The organism is Gilliamella sp. G0441, from assembly GCF_050589305.1.
Taxonomy (GTDB): Bacteria; Pseudomonadota; Gammaproteobacteria; order Enterobacterales; family Orbaceae; genus Gilliamella.
Map to the genome: position 1 here is coordinate 18,205 of NZ_JBNRJF010000003.1, position 15,198 is coordinate 33,402.

Consider the following 15,198-nt stretch of genomic DNA (forward strand, 5'->3'; position numbering starts at 1 on the left):
CGAGACACTTCAATATATGGTTTAGGCAAATAAGATAAATATAATTGTTGTAAATTTATTTTTTTATAACTTGAAAAGCATAAGAAGTAACTTTTTCCAAAAACTAATCACAAATTGTGATTAGTTTTTTATTAAGATATAATTCAACTGATTCGCTTAAGCGATTAATATTAAAGATAAATTGGTTAAAAGGGATAAAAAGGATGTCAAGTCAGGTTGTTTCATATGTAGATAGAGCTGTACAATTATTAAATAAAATCGGTATTATGATTAAGCCTCAAGCCGATGCACCGATTTTAAAATTATTGGATAATGTTGCTGTTATTGATAAAAATCGTATTGTTGCCATTGCACGTACTCTTCAACAGCAAAGTGCTTTCAATGAAGTAGTCAGGGAACAAATAGACGGAGTACATGTCTCTGATCGTTATACAAAAGTTGTCGGGCATTTTGATAGTATTCGCACAGATATGGAAAAAATGTTAGGCTGGCTTGAAGATGGTAAGTTAGATTTCTTTGAAAAAATCAAAATGGGTTGGATGACTTTTCAAAGGGGATCTATCCCTGATCGTTTTAATTTGATAAAAAAAACATATTTAGAAGTTTCAAAAGAAACGGGAAATCAAGTTGAGCGTGAGCATATCATTTTAAATGCCTACCAAGATTTTCGTTTTGGTCTTAAACAGGCTCAAATAGTTGCTGAAGAAGTGTTACAAATTGCTGGAGCTCGTCTTGAAGAATGCAAGCAAAAATTGACGGAAGCTATTGCTGAAGTTGACAATTTTACTTCTGATAATCATGTCGCACGTGCTCGCTTAGAACTTCTTAGAGACGAAGCATTGCGCAATGTTCAACAAGAAGATAGTCGTTATCAAATCGTTTTGGATCTCGCCAATAATTTAACTGTTTCTTATAATTCTGCCGAAGCAGTATTTGCCCGATTACAGCAAACTACCTCTGTGAAAGAGCGTGTTTATCAACAAAGTGTTAGCTTTTTTTCAACCAATGAAATTGTATTTACTGCTTTAAGTGCCTCTATTACTTCATTAACAGGATTAAGTGAGAGTACTAAAACTCTAGAGGCAATGAAAGAAGGTATGAACAAAGGTATTGAGAGCATTGCTTCAGCAGGTAATAAGCAACTTGATGAAGGTTTAAGAGCTGGTTATGGGGCGACAATTAAAGCTGATTCTTTACGTGCTTTGGTTGAAGCAATTGTTAATTATCAAGAATCAAGTCAGCAATTGATTTCCGAGCTAAGAAATGAATCTATCGAAAATGCTAAAGAAATTGATCGTATTGTTGAGGACGGAAAACAACGCTTTAATAGTATAATTTTAAAGGTTGAGAGTTAATGTTGGACGTTAAGCTTAGTGATCAATTAGGTGCAATGGCGATAATTGATGAACTTTACCAAAAGCAACAATTATTACTTGAACACCTTGATCGTGATGAATTACGTCATAATTTAGAAGAAAGTATAAAAGCTTTTTATCAAGCCAGAGGTCAAAATGTCGATGATAAAATTATCGATGAAGGCATTAATCGTTGGTTTGATAATCGGTTACGATTCATTGCTCCTAAGCGTCCTTGGCTCCAGCATTTATTAGTACGTTGTTATCTCAATAGAAAGGTGGTATCAACAGTTATTGGCGTATTTTCCCTTTCTGCCACATTGATGGTATTTGGTAGTTTAAATCATACAAAAGTAGTCAAATCTGAAATAGAAAGCGGATATAGTCAAATTTTGACGTCAAAGAACACGTTAGTTGAGTTAAAAAATCAATTTTCAGAAATTGATAAGTATCCTATTCATTATGCACAGATTCCAGCCAAAAAGTTAAAAACTTCAATTACCAATCTGCTTAATCAAGATTTCATTCCGAACGTGACTAAACCATCGGTTGCGGGTTCCTTTATTACCGAAAATGAAAAAGAAGCATATAAAAAATTTAAGCAAATCAGTCTTACCGTTAGTAATAAATTGTCTGAGGTACGTTTGCAAATACAGACGTTAAATAAGTTATTTGAAGATGATAAACGATTAGCTAAATTAATTGAAAGTGACCAATTTATCGAAGCAAGTAAACAGTATCCCGTATTACAACATGCGGTTGATACAATTATTGACAATCTCAATCAAGGGCAAGAGGTTGTCGATTTTAGTCAAATTGAAGTATTTTATAATTCCATTGAAAGAGCAAAAGCTATTGAAAATAAAATTCAAGCTGATAGAAATCAATTTTTAGAACTTAAAGTGCCCAATTCGGAGATGGGACCAGTTATAGCATTACAAGATGCTTTACAAGCAGATTTAAAAAATCTCAATTTCGATAATGTGGAAAATTATAAAAAAATGATAGCTTATTATCTTAAGCTTGCTCAAACAAATTTGACATTAACGATTGTTGATAACCCAAATTACAAATCGGGTGTTGAGCGTACACATGAAAATACGAATGGAAAATCTTGGTATATTATTGTTACTCCAACATTGCCTAATGGAGAAACCACTTCACTATGGGTAAAAAGTATTGAAACAGGTGAAACAAAATTTGTGGATATGTTTGGCCAGCAAGTAACTGAAAAAGCCTATAAAAGCGTGAGAGCAGATAAAATTGATGATGGGCATATTGATAACAATCAGTTATGCAATAAACCGAAAGGACGTTTAGCGTTTATTTGTCCTAATCGGGTTAAGTCAGGACGGATTTTGGAGTGGTAACAGATGCAAGCTAAAAAAATCGAGAATAATATTGAGGATAAACTTTCAGGTATTAATAATTCATTAAAAAAAACCAAAAATGAGTTGCAAGATTGTCGTCAAAAAATTTTGGATATGAAAAACGAACAGGTCGAAATATATCAGAAAATAGCGACGATTTATTTATTAGAATCGCCTAAAAATGATGATATTCAGATTCAACATTTCATACAACAATTACAAAAGTTATCGCATCATTTGAAAGACAAATCAGGTGAATTAGATCATGTCATTGAAGAGTATAATCAAAAAATGGCAGATGTACTTTTGCGATTAGATGAATTAACAACAAAAAAGGTTTTGCAACTTGAAAGTGATGCTGATTATGTCTCATTATTTAATCATTATAACGATACTAAAATAGCGTTAACAAAAGAAACAAAAAACTATGAGGCGTCACAACAAGAATTTTCAACTAAATTGGCACAGTATAAACAAAATCGTTACTATAATTATCTGATTAAACGTCAATTCGGCAAAAGTAGCTATAAAGGTTTTTGGGTATTTCGTAATTTAGATTCTTGGGTAGCTAGATTTATCAATTTTTCTGAAAACTACAAAAACCAGACAATACTTGAAGCGTTAATAAAAGAATCTCAATTGCGTTTTGAAAATAAAACTAGGGAATACGAACAGGCGTTAAAACAGAAAGAACAGAAAGAATATGAAGTTGAAAAAAAATTAAAATTACCCGAATTGAAAGTAGAGTTGGTACAAACTGAACAGGATTTAGCGAACGTTAAAAAACAAAAACATGATATTGAAAAAACACTGGAAGAGGTACGTTCAGGCGAAAGTTTTCAGTTTAGAACAATATCAAATCAACTAGCTAAGTTATTTCAAGAACAGTCATTCAATAAGTTAGCAAATTTTACCTCGCAGACAGTATCGCTTGAAGATGATGCATTATTAGAAAATATTCTTTTATTAAATAAAAAAATAAAGAATATAGAAATGAATATTATCACATTATTAAAGACGATCAGAGAATTAGAGAATACTTATAACCGCTTTGAACAAGCACTCTATATTTTTAAAGAAAATAATATTCCAAGTTCGATCTATGAATTTAATCTATCATCATCAAAACTTGATGATTTATTGAATAGCTTATTCAATAGTCGTGTTTTCCCTGAAAGCATTATTCAAACACTCTTAGCTTATAGAGTAGTAAAACAACAAACTCATTCATCAGGTTGGTCAGTGAGTAGTTCATCGTCTAGTCGTTCTTCGTCATGGCGTTCTTCCTCAAGAAGTAGTGGATTTAGATCAAGTTCCTCATCAGGTGGGGGTGGTTTTAAAACAACAAATAGTTTTTAGTCGTTTAGTAGAAAGGATAACATGAGTGATACAAAAGTTTGTCCTTATAGGTTAACGACAAATGCATCCCTCTGGCGATGTTGTAGGAGTGTCTATTAATAAATTATTAAGAAACTTTCAAACAACCAATTGGGTATGTTGGTGGTACATATACCTATCTTATTTTATTTATGGTTTAGCTTTTATTAAAGAACTGGCTCGATTGGATGCTATTTTTAAAGATTACCATGAGTATATTTTTTCAGAATATATTCCTAAAGAAAAACAATATAAAAAATTAATTGAGTTAGCTTATGAAAAAAAAGCAAAAGGCTACTATTAAACTACTCAAGAGTTTGTTGAATAATATAACATTAATAGACGAAAAGGTTGATTATTTAAGCTATCAGAGTCTGGATGTTTGTAAAAATATTACTGCATTCGAGGTCTATAAAATGATGACTTCCTATCAACCTAAATGGTTAGTAGGGCTGTTTAAAATTAGAGATTTTTTAGGAAAAAGTATCGGAATCAAACCTATTAATGGATTTGATAATCTGGCAGAAAAAGAACCCGATATAGGTAGTACAGTTCATTTTTTCACAATTATTGAGAAAACGAGAGATACGTTTACCTTAATTATAAGGGATTTTCATCTCGATGTTTGTTTATGTCTTCGTATTATTGAAACGAATGACCATAAAAAAAAATTATACCTCATAACTTCGGTTAAGATTCACAATTTTTGGGGAAGATTATATATGGTACCTGTTTCTATTATACATCCATATATTGTTTATAAATTATTTAAAAATATTAATTCTAAAAAGTGAATGGAGATATACAAGAAATAGCTTGTTGATACCAATTTAGTTCATAACGTTTATCTAAAATCGAAGGCTATATAGTAACTGCCCAACAACGCGCCATGAATTGATTCATGTGTTGCACAACATTGAAAACTTACACATCACATCAGGCGATTTTTTTGAGATACGAGATCTACTCCGTTAAATTGAATTCCTATTTTGCCAACGTAATTGTTCTATGAGAGCAATCATCGCCGGTGTTTTATGTTTATTTTGGGGATAATAGAGATACATAGGCGGATAGCTAATCGCCAATTGTGGAAGGATGGATACTCGTTTAACCGCTTAAGTGTCGCTATTTAGGGTTGTGACCGATCCATAGCCGTCAATGACTGCTTGTTTATTCAGCAGTTGCGAGTTGAAAACCTAATATTGTTATTTCTGCCATACGCTTCGTACATCACCCAATCTTCTTACTTTTCCTTCGTTCTACTAATACAGTAGAAATAACCTACTGGTTTCCATAGTTCTTTGTGCAGAAATATAAAAATTTAATCCCTGAATATCACGAAGCGTGAATGCCTTGTAGTTATTAGGTAAATATTTTTATGAGTATATTAGTTAGTATAACTTCCTTATTGAAGACTGTTTGCTTTTGTGCTTAAAGAGTAAGTGTTGAAGCAAAGGGAGTCAATAAAATTAATGTACCAATGGTAGTGACAATGTACATTTGATTGTACAAATAATAAGCACCAATGAGTATCAATCGAGAATTACCTAGACGATATAATGGTTAATCATTGTTATATACAATAGAATAATTTAATAAATGAAGATGTATGGAGTATGTTATTAAAATGAAATTGGAGCGGGAAACGAGGTTCGAACTCGCGACCTCAACCTTGGCAAGGTTGCGCTCTACCAACTGAGCTATTCCCGCTTTTTGGAATTCTTCGTAAGAAGTGGTGAGCATTATACAAAAAATTTTTGAGGTCGCAAGATTTTTTTTTAACTATTTTTTATATTTCCAGCTAAGTGATTCAAAAAAACCAAAAATAAATAATCTAAGTGGTTTAAATTTATCCTCTCGCTTTTCTTGATTGGTCATCGTTGAGTAAAGAATCCAAGCTTGTAAACCGTGCAAAAGCGTAAAAATGAGTAATCCAACATAGGCTACAACATTGGCTGGAGTTGGGTAGGGGTGGATTAAATTGACAAATAAAAATAGCCAAACTATAGAATAAAAAATCTTACCAAGTAATATGAACATCAAATTTCTTCTCGTATAAATAGATAACTATGAACTTGACCGGCAGTTTTTTCACGATGTAAATGCCAGTTATTCGGAATGTAACTCAATACATTGTGATCGATTTCCGTCTCAATGTAGAGGTAGCATGAGGCGTTTAGCCAGTTATTTTTCTCAAGGTAGTTTACCGTATCGGCAACTAAATCTTGATGAAAGGGGGGATCGATGAACACGATATCAAACTTTCTTGGCGCAGGTTTATTCAACCAATTTAATGTATCCGTGTGGTAAATATCGATAGCATTACATGCAATAAGCTGTTTATTTTTGTTGAGTTGACTTGCGACTTGCTTGTCTTTTTCAAGTAACGTTACACTTTTAGCCCCCCGTGAAGCAGCTTCAAATCCCAATGAACCACTTCCTGAAAAACAATCGAGACAGGCGCTATCATGAATAACTGGCATTAGCCAGTTAAATAGTGTTTCTTTAATTCGATCCGTAGTTGGACGCAAACCTTGCTTGTCAAGTACAGCTAATTTACGTCCACGCCATTTTCCGCCAATTATTCTAATTGAACCAGTCATTTCAAATCCTTATTTAGAATAATTCACTAGTATTACCATCTGAATCAGTCACTTCTGTACCAACTTCTTTTGTTGCATACTGTTTTGGTTCAGTGCCTTTTATAAAATATTCTGACATAGTTTTTGAATCTGATAATGGTAATAATCCCGTTTTTTGGTCAATGGTTACGCTAATAACATTTTCCGGTCTTCGATCGACAACAATTGGAACATTTTTTAATGCTACTTTCATATAGTCAACCCATATAGGATTTGCTGTATTAGCTCCTCCTTCAGCTCGATAAGTTTTACCGAGTACACGACGATGGTCATCAAATCCCATCCAAACCGTCGTCACTATATTTCCACCGAATCCAGAAAACCATACATCTTTAGAAGCATTCGTCGTTCCTGTTTTTCCACCAACGTCTCTACGACCTAAGGCTTTAACACGCCAGGCCGTACCTTGCCAATCAGAGCCTCCAAAAACAGTTGAACGCAAACCATCTTTCATAATAAAGGCAATATCACGACTTAATGTGTGAGGTGCATACATTGGTGTAATATTTGTGTTGGCCTCTTTATTAGTAATCTCAATGTCTGGAATAATAATATTATCGTCAGCTTTGAGATTTGCTTGTTCTGGTTCTTCATTTTCTGATTCATTAGTCGTATCTTCAACATCATTTAAAGATATTGATGTAGATGATGCATCAATAGTCATATCGTCTTTGCAATCATGGCAAGCGATAAGAGGTTGATGTTGATAAATAACTTTATTATCGCTATTGTATTCTATTTTTTCGATCAAATATGGAGTGATTAAGTAACCACCATTTGTAATTACAGAATATGCTCTGGCAACTTGTAATGGTGTAAATGATGCAGAGCCCAAAGCTAGTGATTCGTTGTGTGAAATGTTTTCTTTAGGAAAACCGAACCGTTCTAAATAGGTTGCTGCATATTCAATACCTACTGCACGCAAAGCACGTACCATCATTACGTTTTTAGACATACCTAATCCAATTCTTAGGCGTAAAGGGCCAGCATATTGCGGAGGTGAATTTTTAGGTCGCCAAGTCGAACTACCTGCACTACGAACTATCGGAGCATCATTAAGAAGTGTAGCCATGGTTAAACCTTGTTCGAGAGCAGCGGTATAAATAAATGGCTTAATATTTGACCCTAACTGACGAAGTGCCTGCGTGGCTCGATTGAACTTACTTAAATTAAAGTCAAAACCACCAACAATGGCCTTGATTGCACCATTTTCTGAATCTAATGATACTAATGCTGCATTTACTGCAGGTAATTGTGATAATTCCCATTTTTCATCAGACTTTTTAACCCAAATAAGTTGTCCTGCTTTTAACGTGTCTGACACTTTTTTCGGGTATGCTCCTTGTCTTGTATCACTAATAAATGGTCTTGCCCATTTCATCCCTTCAAACAAAATCTCAATGTTTGATTTATCACTGAGTATAGCTGTAGCTTGTTTGTCAGAAGATTGTAGAACAACAGCTGGACAGATACCGCTATAGCAATGATATCCATCTAACGTTTTCTGTATTTTTTCTTCATTCCATGGGGTTTCTGTAGCATTCCATAATACTTTTTCTGCACCACGATAACCATGTCGGATGTCATAATCTATGATATGTTTTTGGATTGAATCTGTTGCGGCAAGTTGATCTTGTTTGGTGATGGTTGTATAGATTTTGTATCCATCTGTATAAGCCTCTTCACCAAATTTTTCAAACATAAATTGGCGTGCCATTTCAGCGACATAAGGTGCTGAAAATTCAATTTGCGGTGAATGATAACTGGCAGTTAATGGTTTTTTAATGGCCTCATTATATTCTGCTTGAGTAATATAAGATTGATCTAACATCCTTCCCAGTACCCAGTTGCGTCTTATTAATGCTTTTTGTGGATGAGAAATTGGATTATAAGCAGAAGGTGCATTAGGTAGACCGGCTAATAATGCGGCTTCATCTAACGTTAATTGATCTGGTGTTTTACCAAAAAATGTATAAGAAGCGGCTGCAACGCCATAAGCTCGCGATCCAAAGTTGATCATATTTAAGTATAATTCCATAATTTCATCTTTGGATAGTTCTTTTTCCATACGAATAGCCAAAATTATTTCTCTGGCTTTTCGAGAAATACTTTTTTCGGATGTTAAAAAAAAGTTTTTGGCAACTTGTTGAGTAATGGTACTCCCGCCTTGTGAAAAGCCTTTTTGCTTCAAACCAATGTACATTGCGCGAATAATACCAATTGGATCAACACCAAAATGGTCATAAAATCGAGAATCTTCTGTAGCGATTACAGCGTTTATAACGTTTTTAGGGATTTTGTCATATTTAAGCGGCGTGCGTCGACGTTCACCAAAAATAGCTATTAACTCACCATCTTTACTGAGTACTTGTAACGGTGTTTGTAATTGCACATCTTTTAGCGTAGTGACATCTGGTAGATCCTTTGAATAATAGGCATAACCGGCAATACCGATAATTAGCCCACAAAGAAAACAACCAGCAAAAAATTTGAGAAGAAATTTTAATACTCGAATAAACATTACAAATAATTCCTAACCAATTGACTTAAGGCATAAAAACATAAATTTAAAATTTATTTTGCCTTTACGGTTTCTATATTTTTAAGGTGATGAGTATATACTAAATATACTAATTTGCACAAAATAAATAGCTGTTGAAATTCGTTTTAGTTATTGAGAAATATATTGTATTTCTGTTTAAAATATTTCTGATTACTGAACTTTAATGAAAACGTTTTCTTTTTTAACTGTGTAAAGCATTATTCAACAAAATATTAATTCTTCATATTTAAAATTATCCATTTGTTTAATATTTTTGATGCTTGAACTATCTCTTCGAATAAAAAAAGTTTATTAACGCTCAATGATGAATATTACATTTTAGTTAAAAATTGTTTTTAAAAGCTTAATCGTAGTTTTATAAATTAAACTATTAGCTTTAAAATTGAATCATTCAATCAATAATACGCCATCTATTTTGAGAATCATTTCACAAATTATTATTTTATTTCAAATGACTCTAATCAAAATATGAAATAGTTAAATTTTAATTTTATTGGTTAGAAATTATGTGGAGTACAAAACTTAATCAATCTTACTTGCAAATTATCATTTCTTCAAGTTTTTATTTGTTTCTAATGATGACCAGCCTTTTTTTATTTGCTGATACTCATTTAAACTCTTATACGTTTATAGTCGATGTAGCATTAATTATTGAGTGGTGGCGTAGTATCTGTTATTTTCAAACAATTACAGGAGAGCTTGCGTTATTTCATCATATTAATCAGATCTATTGGCATAATCAGCGCTGGTATTTAATGCATAGACCGCTGATATTTCGGTATATTATTCTTTTAAATTTAAAGTCACGACGTACAGGGCATCGATGTACCCTTTTTTTAATCACTAATAATCTTAAGCCTGATGATTGGCGAACGCTTCGTTACTACTTATATCAAATTGATTTAACTTGATTAATCAAGATAGAACATTAACACATATTATATGTTATTAATGAGTTTTTTTTATCCAGTAATAATAAGGTTGACATTCAATTTGAGAACTGAGTAATTCATGATCCATATGTCTGCAAAAGCTTGGGATATCACGAGTCGTTGCCATATCATCAGCAATAACAAGTAGAACTTGCCCAATAGCAAGCTCTCTCATTGTTTTGCGAACCATCATTATGGGTTCAGGACAGCGTAATCCAATTGTATTAAGTTCTTTGTCTGCTTTCATATTTATCAATAATGTTGGTTAAAGATTTATTGAAAAAAGTTTATTAAGATAATGAGGTACAGCATCATCAGCGTTTGAACCAATTACTTCTAATTCAGGTAATTTTTGTCGTAAATCTGGGGTTGCATTTTGCATTATACACCCTTTTCCTACCATTTTTAACATTTCATAATCATTCATGCCATCACCAAACGCAATGCTATCGTTTAACGATAATCCTAATTTGTCGGCCACTTTTTTTAATGCACTACCTTTGGAAACATTTGCCCCCATAATTTCAAGGCAATTTAATGATGAAAAAGCAATACTGACTTGATCGCCATACTTTTCATCAAGTCGATTTTTTAATTTGACTAAATGTGGATGAAGGGCATCATCACTTGTCGTGAAATAAATTTTAGCAATATCATCTGTTTCAAATTTATAAGGATCAAAAAACTCATAAGTAAAATGACTTTCTTGATGAAAACTGAGTGAATAGGTGTCTTCTTTATTAATTAACCATTGATCGCCTCGATAAATATGGGTAAACACTAATGGATCGTCGGTGCACTCTTGGGCGATTTGACTGGCAAGCGAAGGTTCAACATTTTGGCTAAAAATTAAGTTTCCATGACTGTCATGAACTCTGGCTCCATTTGAAGTTATCATATAAGCATCAATTTCCATATTTTCTCGCATCTGTGCAACATCAATATGATGTCGCCCTGTGGCAAAAATAAAATGAATACCTTTTTGACGCAATGCTTGCAAAACTTGTTTGGTATAAGGTGAAAGACTGTGTTCAGGCGTTAATAAAGTGCCATCTAAATCCGAAGCGACAACTTGAAACATAATATTCTCTGCTATTGTAAAAATTGATAATCATAATGATGTAAAACAATACTTTGAAGCCAATTTCTCTGTTAAAGTAAAAGTTCAAAATATAGGTTAAAGTATGATACAACTCTGTTAACATTTACTCAACTAAATGTGGTGTGATAAAAATCACTAATTCTCGTTTTTGTTGTTTTTTATTCTTGTATTTAAAAAGATTACCTACAATGGGAACTTTACTGACACCTGGCACATTATGATTATTTTGACTATTAATCTGATGAAAGATTCCGCCTAAAACAATTGTTTCTCCATGTTTAACCTTGACTTGTGTTTTTATTTCTTGCGTATCTATGGCGAGTGATTCACCACCATCACTGCGTTTAATCGCTTGTCCAGCCGTGTTTTGTGTTATATAAAGATCTAAAATCATCATATTGTTCCCAACTATTTTAGGTGTAACTTCCAATCCTAAAACAGCTTGTTTGAATTCAATGGAGGTCGAGCCACTGTTACCGTTGGATACTTCGTAAGGGATTTCTGTTCCTTGTTTGATTGATGCCATATTTTGATTAGCGGTGAGTAGATTTGGACTAGCAATAATCTCAAGTTGATTTTCCGCTTGTAAAGCAGATAACTCTAAATTAAGTAAACTACCTGAAATTTTAGTTAGGTTAAAACCTATATTAGTGCTTGGATTTGTTACATTTAAATCAACATCAAATTTATTTAGCACTTGTGATGAACGACCTGAAAATCCCCATTTTATACCAAGTTCAGACATGCTTTCATCACTCATATTAACAATGTGAGCTGAAATATGAACTTGCGGTATAGGTTTGTCGAGGGTTTTAACTAGTTTTTTTATATTGTTAAATCGTTTTGAGAGATCAGTAATAATGATTGAATTAGTTCGTTTATCGATTAAGACTTTTCCTCGTTCAGAGAGTATACCTTGCTGTAAAATTGTTTCATGTATTATTGCTGGATCAGCATGTTTTACTTCGATGGTAAGCGTATCAAGTGGAAGTTCTTTCTCTTGTTCTAATTGCGTTATTTTTTGTTTTTGAAGTAAAGTTTGAGGATCAACGGTTTTAGAAACAAATAAGATATTATCTTCGATTTTCGCTTGTAATTTAGCTGCATTAAGTATTATTGTCAGTGCTTTGTTCCAATTAACATCGTGAAGTTTGATTGTTTGTTTTTGAGAAAGATCGTCAGTCACGATCAAATTGAGTTGCTTACTATCGGCTAAAGCTTGCAAAATGATAGCAACTTCAGTTTGATGAAAATTCAGAGTAATAAGATCGGATTTTGTTGATTCAGCAAATTTATTAACATTTGCGAAGCTACAGTTCACACAAAATATTGATAAGATAATAATGAACAACTCCCATTTTTTACAAAGATTTTTAAAATAAAATTGAATTTTTGCCATTAGATTGTACCTTAGTCTCATGGATTAAATGACATAGTCCAGGCAAGACTATCTTTACATGGTAGAGCCAGGTTAGCTTGCCAAATCACTTTATCACTTAAAAATGCTTTTATTTGCCATGGAAATAAAACATGGGGAACTTCATTATTTGTTATTGTTAACCATTGTTGATTTGAATATAACCAAATTTGATAATAATTACTGTTTTGTCGTTTTATCATACCTTTGAGTTGCCAGCTTTGTATTTGTTCCTGCAATATATCTGCTTGTGTAGCACAAGAAATGGGATAAAGCTGGTTAAAAGGATCGCGTGACAAAGTGTTGTCAGCATTGACATAAAAACTAATAATGATACTAAAAATTATTAGGTAAACGGGATAATACTTCATGCTTTTCCTATATCAAATACTATGGTGAATGATATGGTTAAATCATTAATTTCTCGATTAATCATTAAATTTTTTATATCAATGTAATAATCGTTATCCTTCATCCATTTTATAAAAGACAAAAAATTTAAGAATTTTCCCTTTAATTCTATATCCCAGTTTTGAATGGAATTTGCCTTGTAATATTTAAAAGAATTTAAGATTAAATGATTTTTATTTATTGCTTTAGCTAAATCTTTTTCAGAAATTAACCTTAACATCGTATTGTGATTTTGCCGATATCTCTCTATGGTTGTTTGCAATCTATTAATTTCTTGATTGTTTGTTTGTGAAAGTAATTTTTGTTGGTTTACTTCTTGAGTTATATCATTCAAGAAAAAATAGGTAGTTGAAGAAAAATATTGTCATGACAACACAAAAAGAAATACCGTATTGTTGCCAAATAGGACGATAAAAAAAATCATTATTCATTGAATTCAATTTCCATTTCAAACGATAAATGATTTTTATTAGTCCAAACTTGCAGGATTCGACATTTTATTATGTCAGTAAATTTTAAAATAGCATGACTAAAATTGATAATATCAATATATTGTAGGCTGTTACCTTTAATAATGACTCGATTAATTTGATATTCTAAAGAGTCCAACCAAATCACTGAAGGTAATTGCTTGGAAAGTAACAATAAAGTTTGATAAAGTTGTTTTTGGCTGATCGATAGATTGGGGATAAAGGTAGATATTTGTTCAGTTAATTCCTTTTTTATTTTTTGTTGTTGTGAGTTTAACAATAAATAATGATTTAATTCAGTTTGTGTTTGTTGCCATAAATAACATAACAGACCATTGGATATCCCGATAATACTTATAACGACCAAGATTAAACTAACCTTATGTATTTTAAATTTATTTTGTCGCCAAGGTAAAAAATTGATTTTTTCTTCATTTATCAATCCGCCAATAAAGTTTAATTTTAACTTATGTTTTTTAAATAAATTAAGCCATTCATTTATGTCATTACGATTACATATGCTAACGATGATATAACTTTGCGTTGTCGTATAAATAAAATCGAAATAGATATTTTGAGCTGGTATTTCAAATAGTTTATAAATTGATGCTTCAACATATAAAGTCAGCTCTTCGGACTTTAGTTTTATCTTAGGTAGTTCAAGTTCCGTTGTTTGAATAGTATTTTCAGCAAGATAAAGTTCAAATACCGTTTGTCGAGGAAGGCATTTTTTCAGCTCATTTATAAATTTTTCCACATCGTTAAAATTTTGATAGGGATAATAAGCAATTGTTTGGTTTTCTTTGTGTGATTTATTTTTATTCAAATAAATCATTTCATATTGTAAAAGTTCGGGTTCAATATGAATTTTAATACGACATTTGCTAATAAACATATTCAATTTATTTCTTTTCACCTTAAATAATTTCCTGCCAATCATAGTCAACATTGGACAAATAAAAATGAGAAATAGGAATTTTTGCGAAGTATTACGCAAAATAAGGTTAAAATTAAATCGAACAAGGCTAATTTTGCGAAATTATGAAAAAAAAGGTTGACTGAAATAAGACGTGCCTTATAATGCACATCCACACGGTAAGGGTGATTAGCTCAGTTGGGAGAGCACCTCCCTTACAAGGAGGGGGTCACTGGTTCGAACCCGGTATCACCCACCAATCTTTACCGTGACGTTTTAGCAATAAAACATTTGGGGTGATTAGCTCAGTTGGGAGAGCACCTCCCTTACAAGGAGGGGGTCACTGGTTCGAACCCGGTATCACCCACCACTTTTAGTAATTTTCTATGGGTTGTTAGCTCAGTCGGTAGAGCAGCGGACTTTTAATCCGTTTGTCGAGCGTTCGAATCGCTCACGACCCACCACTTTCTTTCCTCTTTCGTAATATAGTTAACGAGACTAATTTAAGTAAACATAAGCGATGAGAACGCAAGCGTTCGACAAATTCGTCTGGAACGAATTTGAACAACACGAAGTGTTGGCCCCGAAGGGGTGAGGCACACGAAGTGCTGAATAATCAAGCTCACGACCCACCACTTTCTTT

The 15,198-nt window shown here is 32.6% G+C and carries 15 protein-coding genes and 4 tRNA genes; 9 read left to right on the plus strand and 10 right to left on the minus strand.

What is annotated here, in order from left to right:
* Nucleotides 1-203 precede the first annotated feature (203 nt).
* The 5 genes from ACKJXD_RS03620 to ACKJXD_RS03640 all read left to right on the plus strand — a co-directional run bounded on the left by ACKJXD_RS03620 (nt 204) and on the right by ACKJXD_RS03640 (nt 4,896).
* On the plus strand, nt 204-1,355 hold the full coding sequence (locus tag ACKJXD_RS03620) for a merozoite surface protein 3b (RefSeq protein WP_430875557.1): 1,152 nt from the start codon (nt 204-206) through the stop codon (nt 1,353-1,355).
* Nucleotides 1,355-2,725: a DUF6384 family protein gene (locus ACKJXD_RS03625; protein WP_430875558.1), complete on the plus strand. Its 1,371-nt coding sequence runs from the start codon at nt 1,355-1,357 to the stop codon at nt 2,723-2,725. The genes ACKJXD_RS03620 and ACKJXD_RS03625 overlap by 1 nt, the downstream gene beginning before the upstream one ends.
* A gap of 3 nt (nt 2,726-2,728) precedes the next feature.
* Nucleotides 2,729-4,084 (plus strand): hypothetical protein, encoded by a 1,356-nt coding sequence (locus ACKJXD_RS03630; protein ID WP_430875559.1) that lies wholly within the window; start codon nt 2,729-2,731, stop codon nt 4,082-4,084.
* 61 nt (nt 4,085-4,145) lie between these two features.
* The gene (locus ACKJXD_RS03635; RefSeq protein WP_220216715.1) at nt 4,146-4,406 is read left to right on the plus strand and encodes a hypothetical protein; all 261 of its coding nucleotides are present in this window, start codon (nt 4,146-4,148) and stop codon (nt 4,404-4,406) included.
* Complete coding sequence (locus ACKJXD_RS03640) at nt 4,378-4,896, plus strand: DUF2867 domain-containing protein (protein WP_220216716.1); 519 nt, start codon at nt 4,378-4,380, stop codon at nt 4,894-4,896. The genes ACKJXD_RS03635 and ACKJXD_RS03640 overlap by 29 nt, the downstream gene beginning before the upstream one ends.
* 840 nt (nt 4,897-5,736) lie before the next feature.
* Here the strand turns inward: ACKJXD_RS03640 and ACKJXD_RS03645 are convergent.
* From ACKJXD_RS03645 to ACKJXD_RS03660, 4 genes are all read right to left on the minus strand, one after another.
* A tRNA-Gly gene (locus ACKJXD_RS03645) sits at nt 5,737-5,812 on the minus strand.
* Nucleotides 5,813-5,884: 72 nt separating this feature from the next.
* Nucleotides 5,885-6,142 (minus strand): DUF1145 domain-containing protein, encoded by a 258-nt coding sequence (locus tag ACKJXD_RS03650; RefSeq protein WP_220216717.1) that lies wholly within the window; start codon nt 6,140-6,142, stop codon nt 5,885-5,887.
* Nucleotides 6,142-6,705, minus strand: coding sequence for a 16S rRNA (guanine(966)-N(2))-methyltransferase RsmD (gene rsmD, locus ACKJXD_RS03655; protein WP_430875560.1), 564 nt, complete (start codon nt 6,703-6,705; stop codon nt 6,142-6,144). Before rsmD ends, ACKJXD_RS03650 begins: the two co-directional genes overlap by 1 nt.
* 13 nt (nt 6,706-6,718) lie before the next feature.
* Nucleotides 6,719-9,265 carry a penicillin-binding protein 1A gene (locus ACKJXD_RS03660; RefSeq protein ID WP_430875561.1) on the minus strand — a complete coding sequence of 849 codons (2,547 nt, stop codon included), beginning with the start codon at nt 9,263-9,265 and terminating at the stop codon, nt 6,719-6,721.
* 548 nt (nt 9,266-9,813) lie between these two features.
* On the opposite strand from ACKJXD_RS03660, the gene ACKJXD_RS03665 reads away from it, so the two are divergent.
* Nucleotides 9,814-10,218 carry a protein YgfX gene (locus tag ACKJXD_RS03665; protein ID WP_430875562.1) on the plus strand — a complete coding sequence of 135 codons (405 nt, stop codon included), beginning with the start codon at nt 9,814-9,816 and terminating at the stop codon, nt 10,216-10,218.
* 37 nt (nt 10,219-10,255) lie between these two features.
* Here the strand turns inward: ACKJXD_RS03665 and tusA are convergent, their stop codons facing one another.
* From tusA to ACKJXD_RS03695, 6 genes are all read right to left on the minus strand, one after another.
* The gene (gene tusA, locus ACKJXD_RS03670) at nt 10,256-10,486 is read right to left on the minus strand and encodes a sulfurtransferase TusA (protein WP_220216721.1); all 231 of its coding nucleotides are present in this window, start codon (nt 10,484-10,486) and stop codon (nt 10,256-10,258) included.
* An 18-nt stretch (nt 10,487-10,504) separates the two neighbouring features.
* The gene (locus ACKJXD_RS03675) at nt 10,505-11,320 is read right to left on the minus strand and encodes a Cof-type HAD-IIB family hydrolase (RefSeq protein ID WP_430875563.1); all 816 of its coding nucleotides are present in this window, start codon (nt 11,318-11,320) and stop codon (nt 10,505-10,507) included.
* 124 nt (nt 11,321-11,444) lie between these two features.
* The gene (locus tag ACKJXD_RS03680; protein ID WP_430875564.1) at nt 11,445-12,740 is read right to left on the minus strand and encodes a secretin N-terminal domain-containing protein; all 1,296 of its coding nucleotides are present in this window, start codon (nt 12,738-12,740) and stop codon (nt 11,445-11,447) included.
* Between the two features lie 17 nt (nt 12,741-12,757).
* A complete protein-coding gene (locus ACKJXD_RS03685; RefSeq protein ID WP_430875565.1) occupies nt 12,758-13,129 on the minus strand; it encodes a hypothetical protein in 372 nt (123 codons plus the stop codon).
* Complete coding sequence (locus tag ACKJXD_RS03690; protein ID WP_430875566.1) at nt 13,126-13,503, minus strand: hypothetical protein; 378 nt, start codon at nt 13,501-13,503, stop codon at nt 13,126-13,128. The genes ACKJXD_RS03685 and ACKJXD_RS03690 overlap by 4 nt, the downstream gene beginning before the upstream one ends.
* Nucleotides 13,504-13,592: 89 nt before the next feature.
* Entirely contained in the window at nt 13,593-14,555 is a 963-nt protein-coding gene (locus ACKJXD_RS03695) for a PilN domain-containing protein (RefSeq protein WP_430875567.1), read from the minus strand.
* A gap of 183 nt (nt 14,556-14,738) precedes the next feature.
* On the opposite strand from ACKJXD_RS03695, the gene ACKJXD_RS03700 reads away from it, so the two are divergent.
* The 3 genes from ACKJXD_RS03700 (at nt 14,739) to ACKJXD_RS03710 (ending at nt 15,019) form a co-directional block, all read left to right on the plus strand.
* Nucleotides 14,739-14,814: transfer RNA gene (locus ACKJXD_RS03700), tRNA-Val, on the plus strand.
* Between the two features lie 35 nt (nt 14,815-14,849).
* A tRNA-Val gene (locus tag ACKJXD_RS03705) sits at nt 14,850-14,925 on the plus strand.
* A gap of 18 nt (nt 14,926-14,943) precedes the next feature.
* Nucleotides 14,944-15,019: transfer RNA gene (locus tag ACKJXD_RS03710), tRNA-Lys, on the plus strand.
* Nucleotides 15,020-15,198 lie beyond the last annotated feature (179 nt).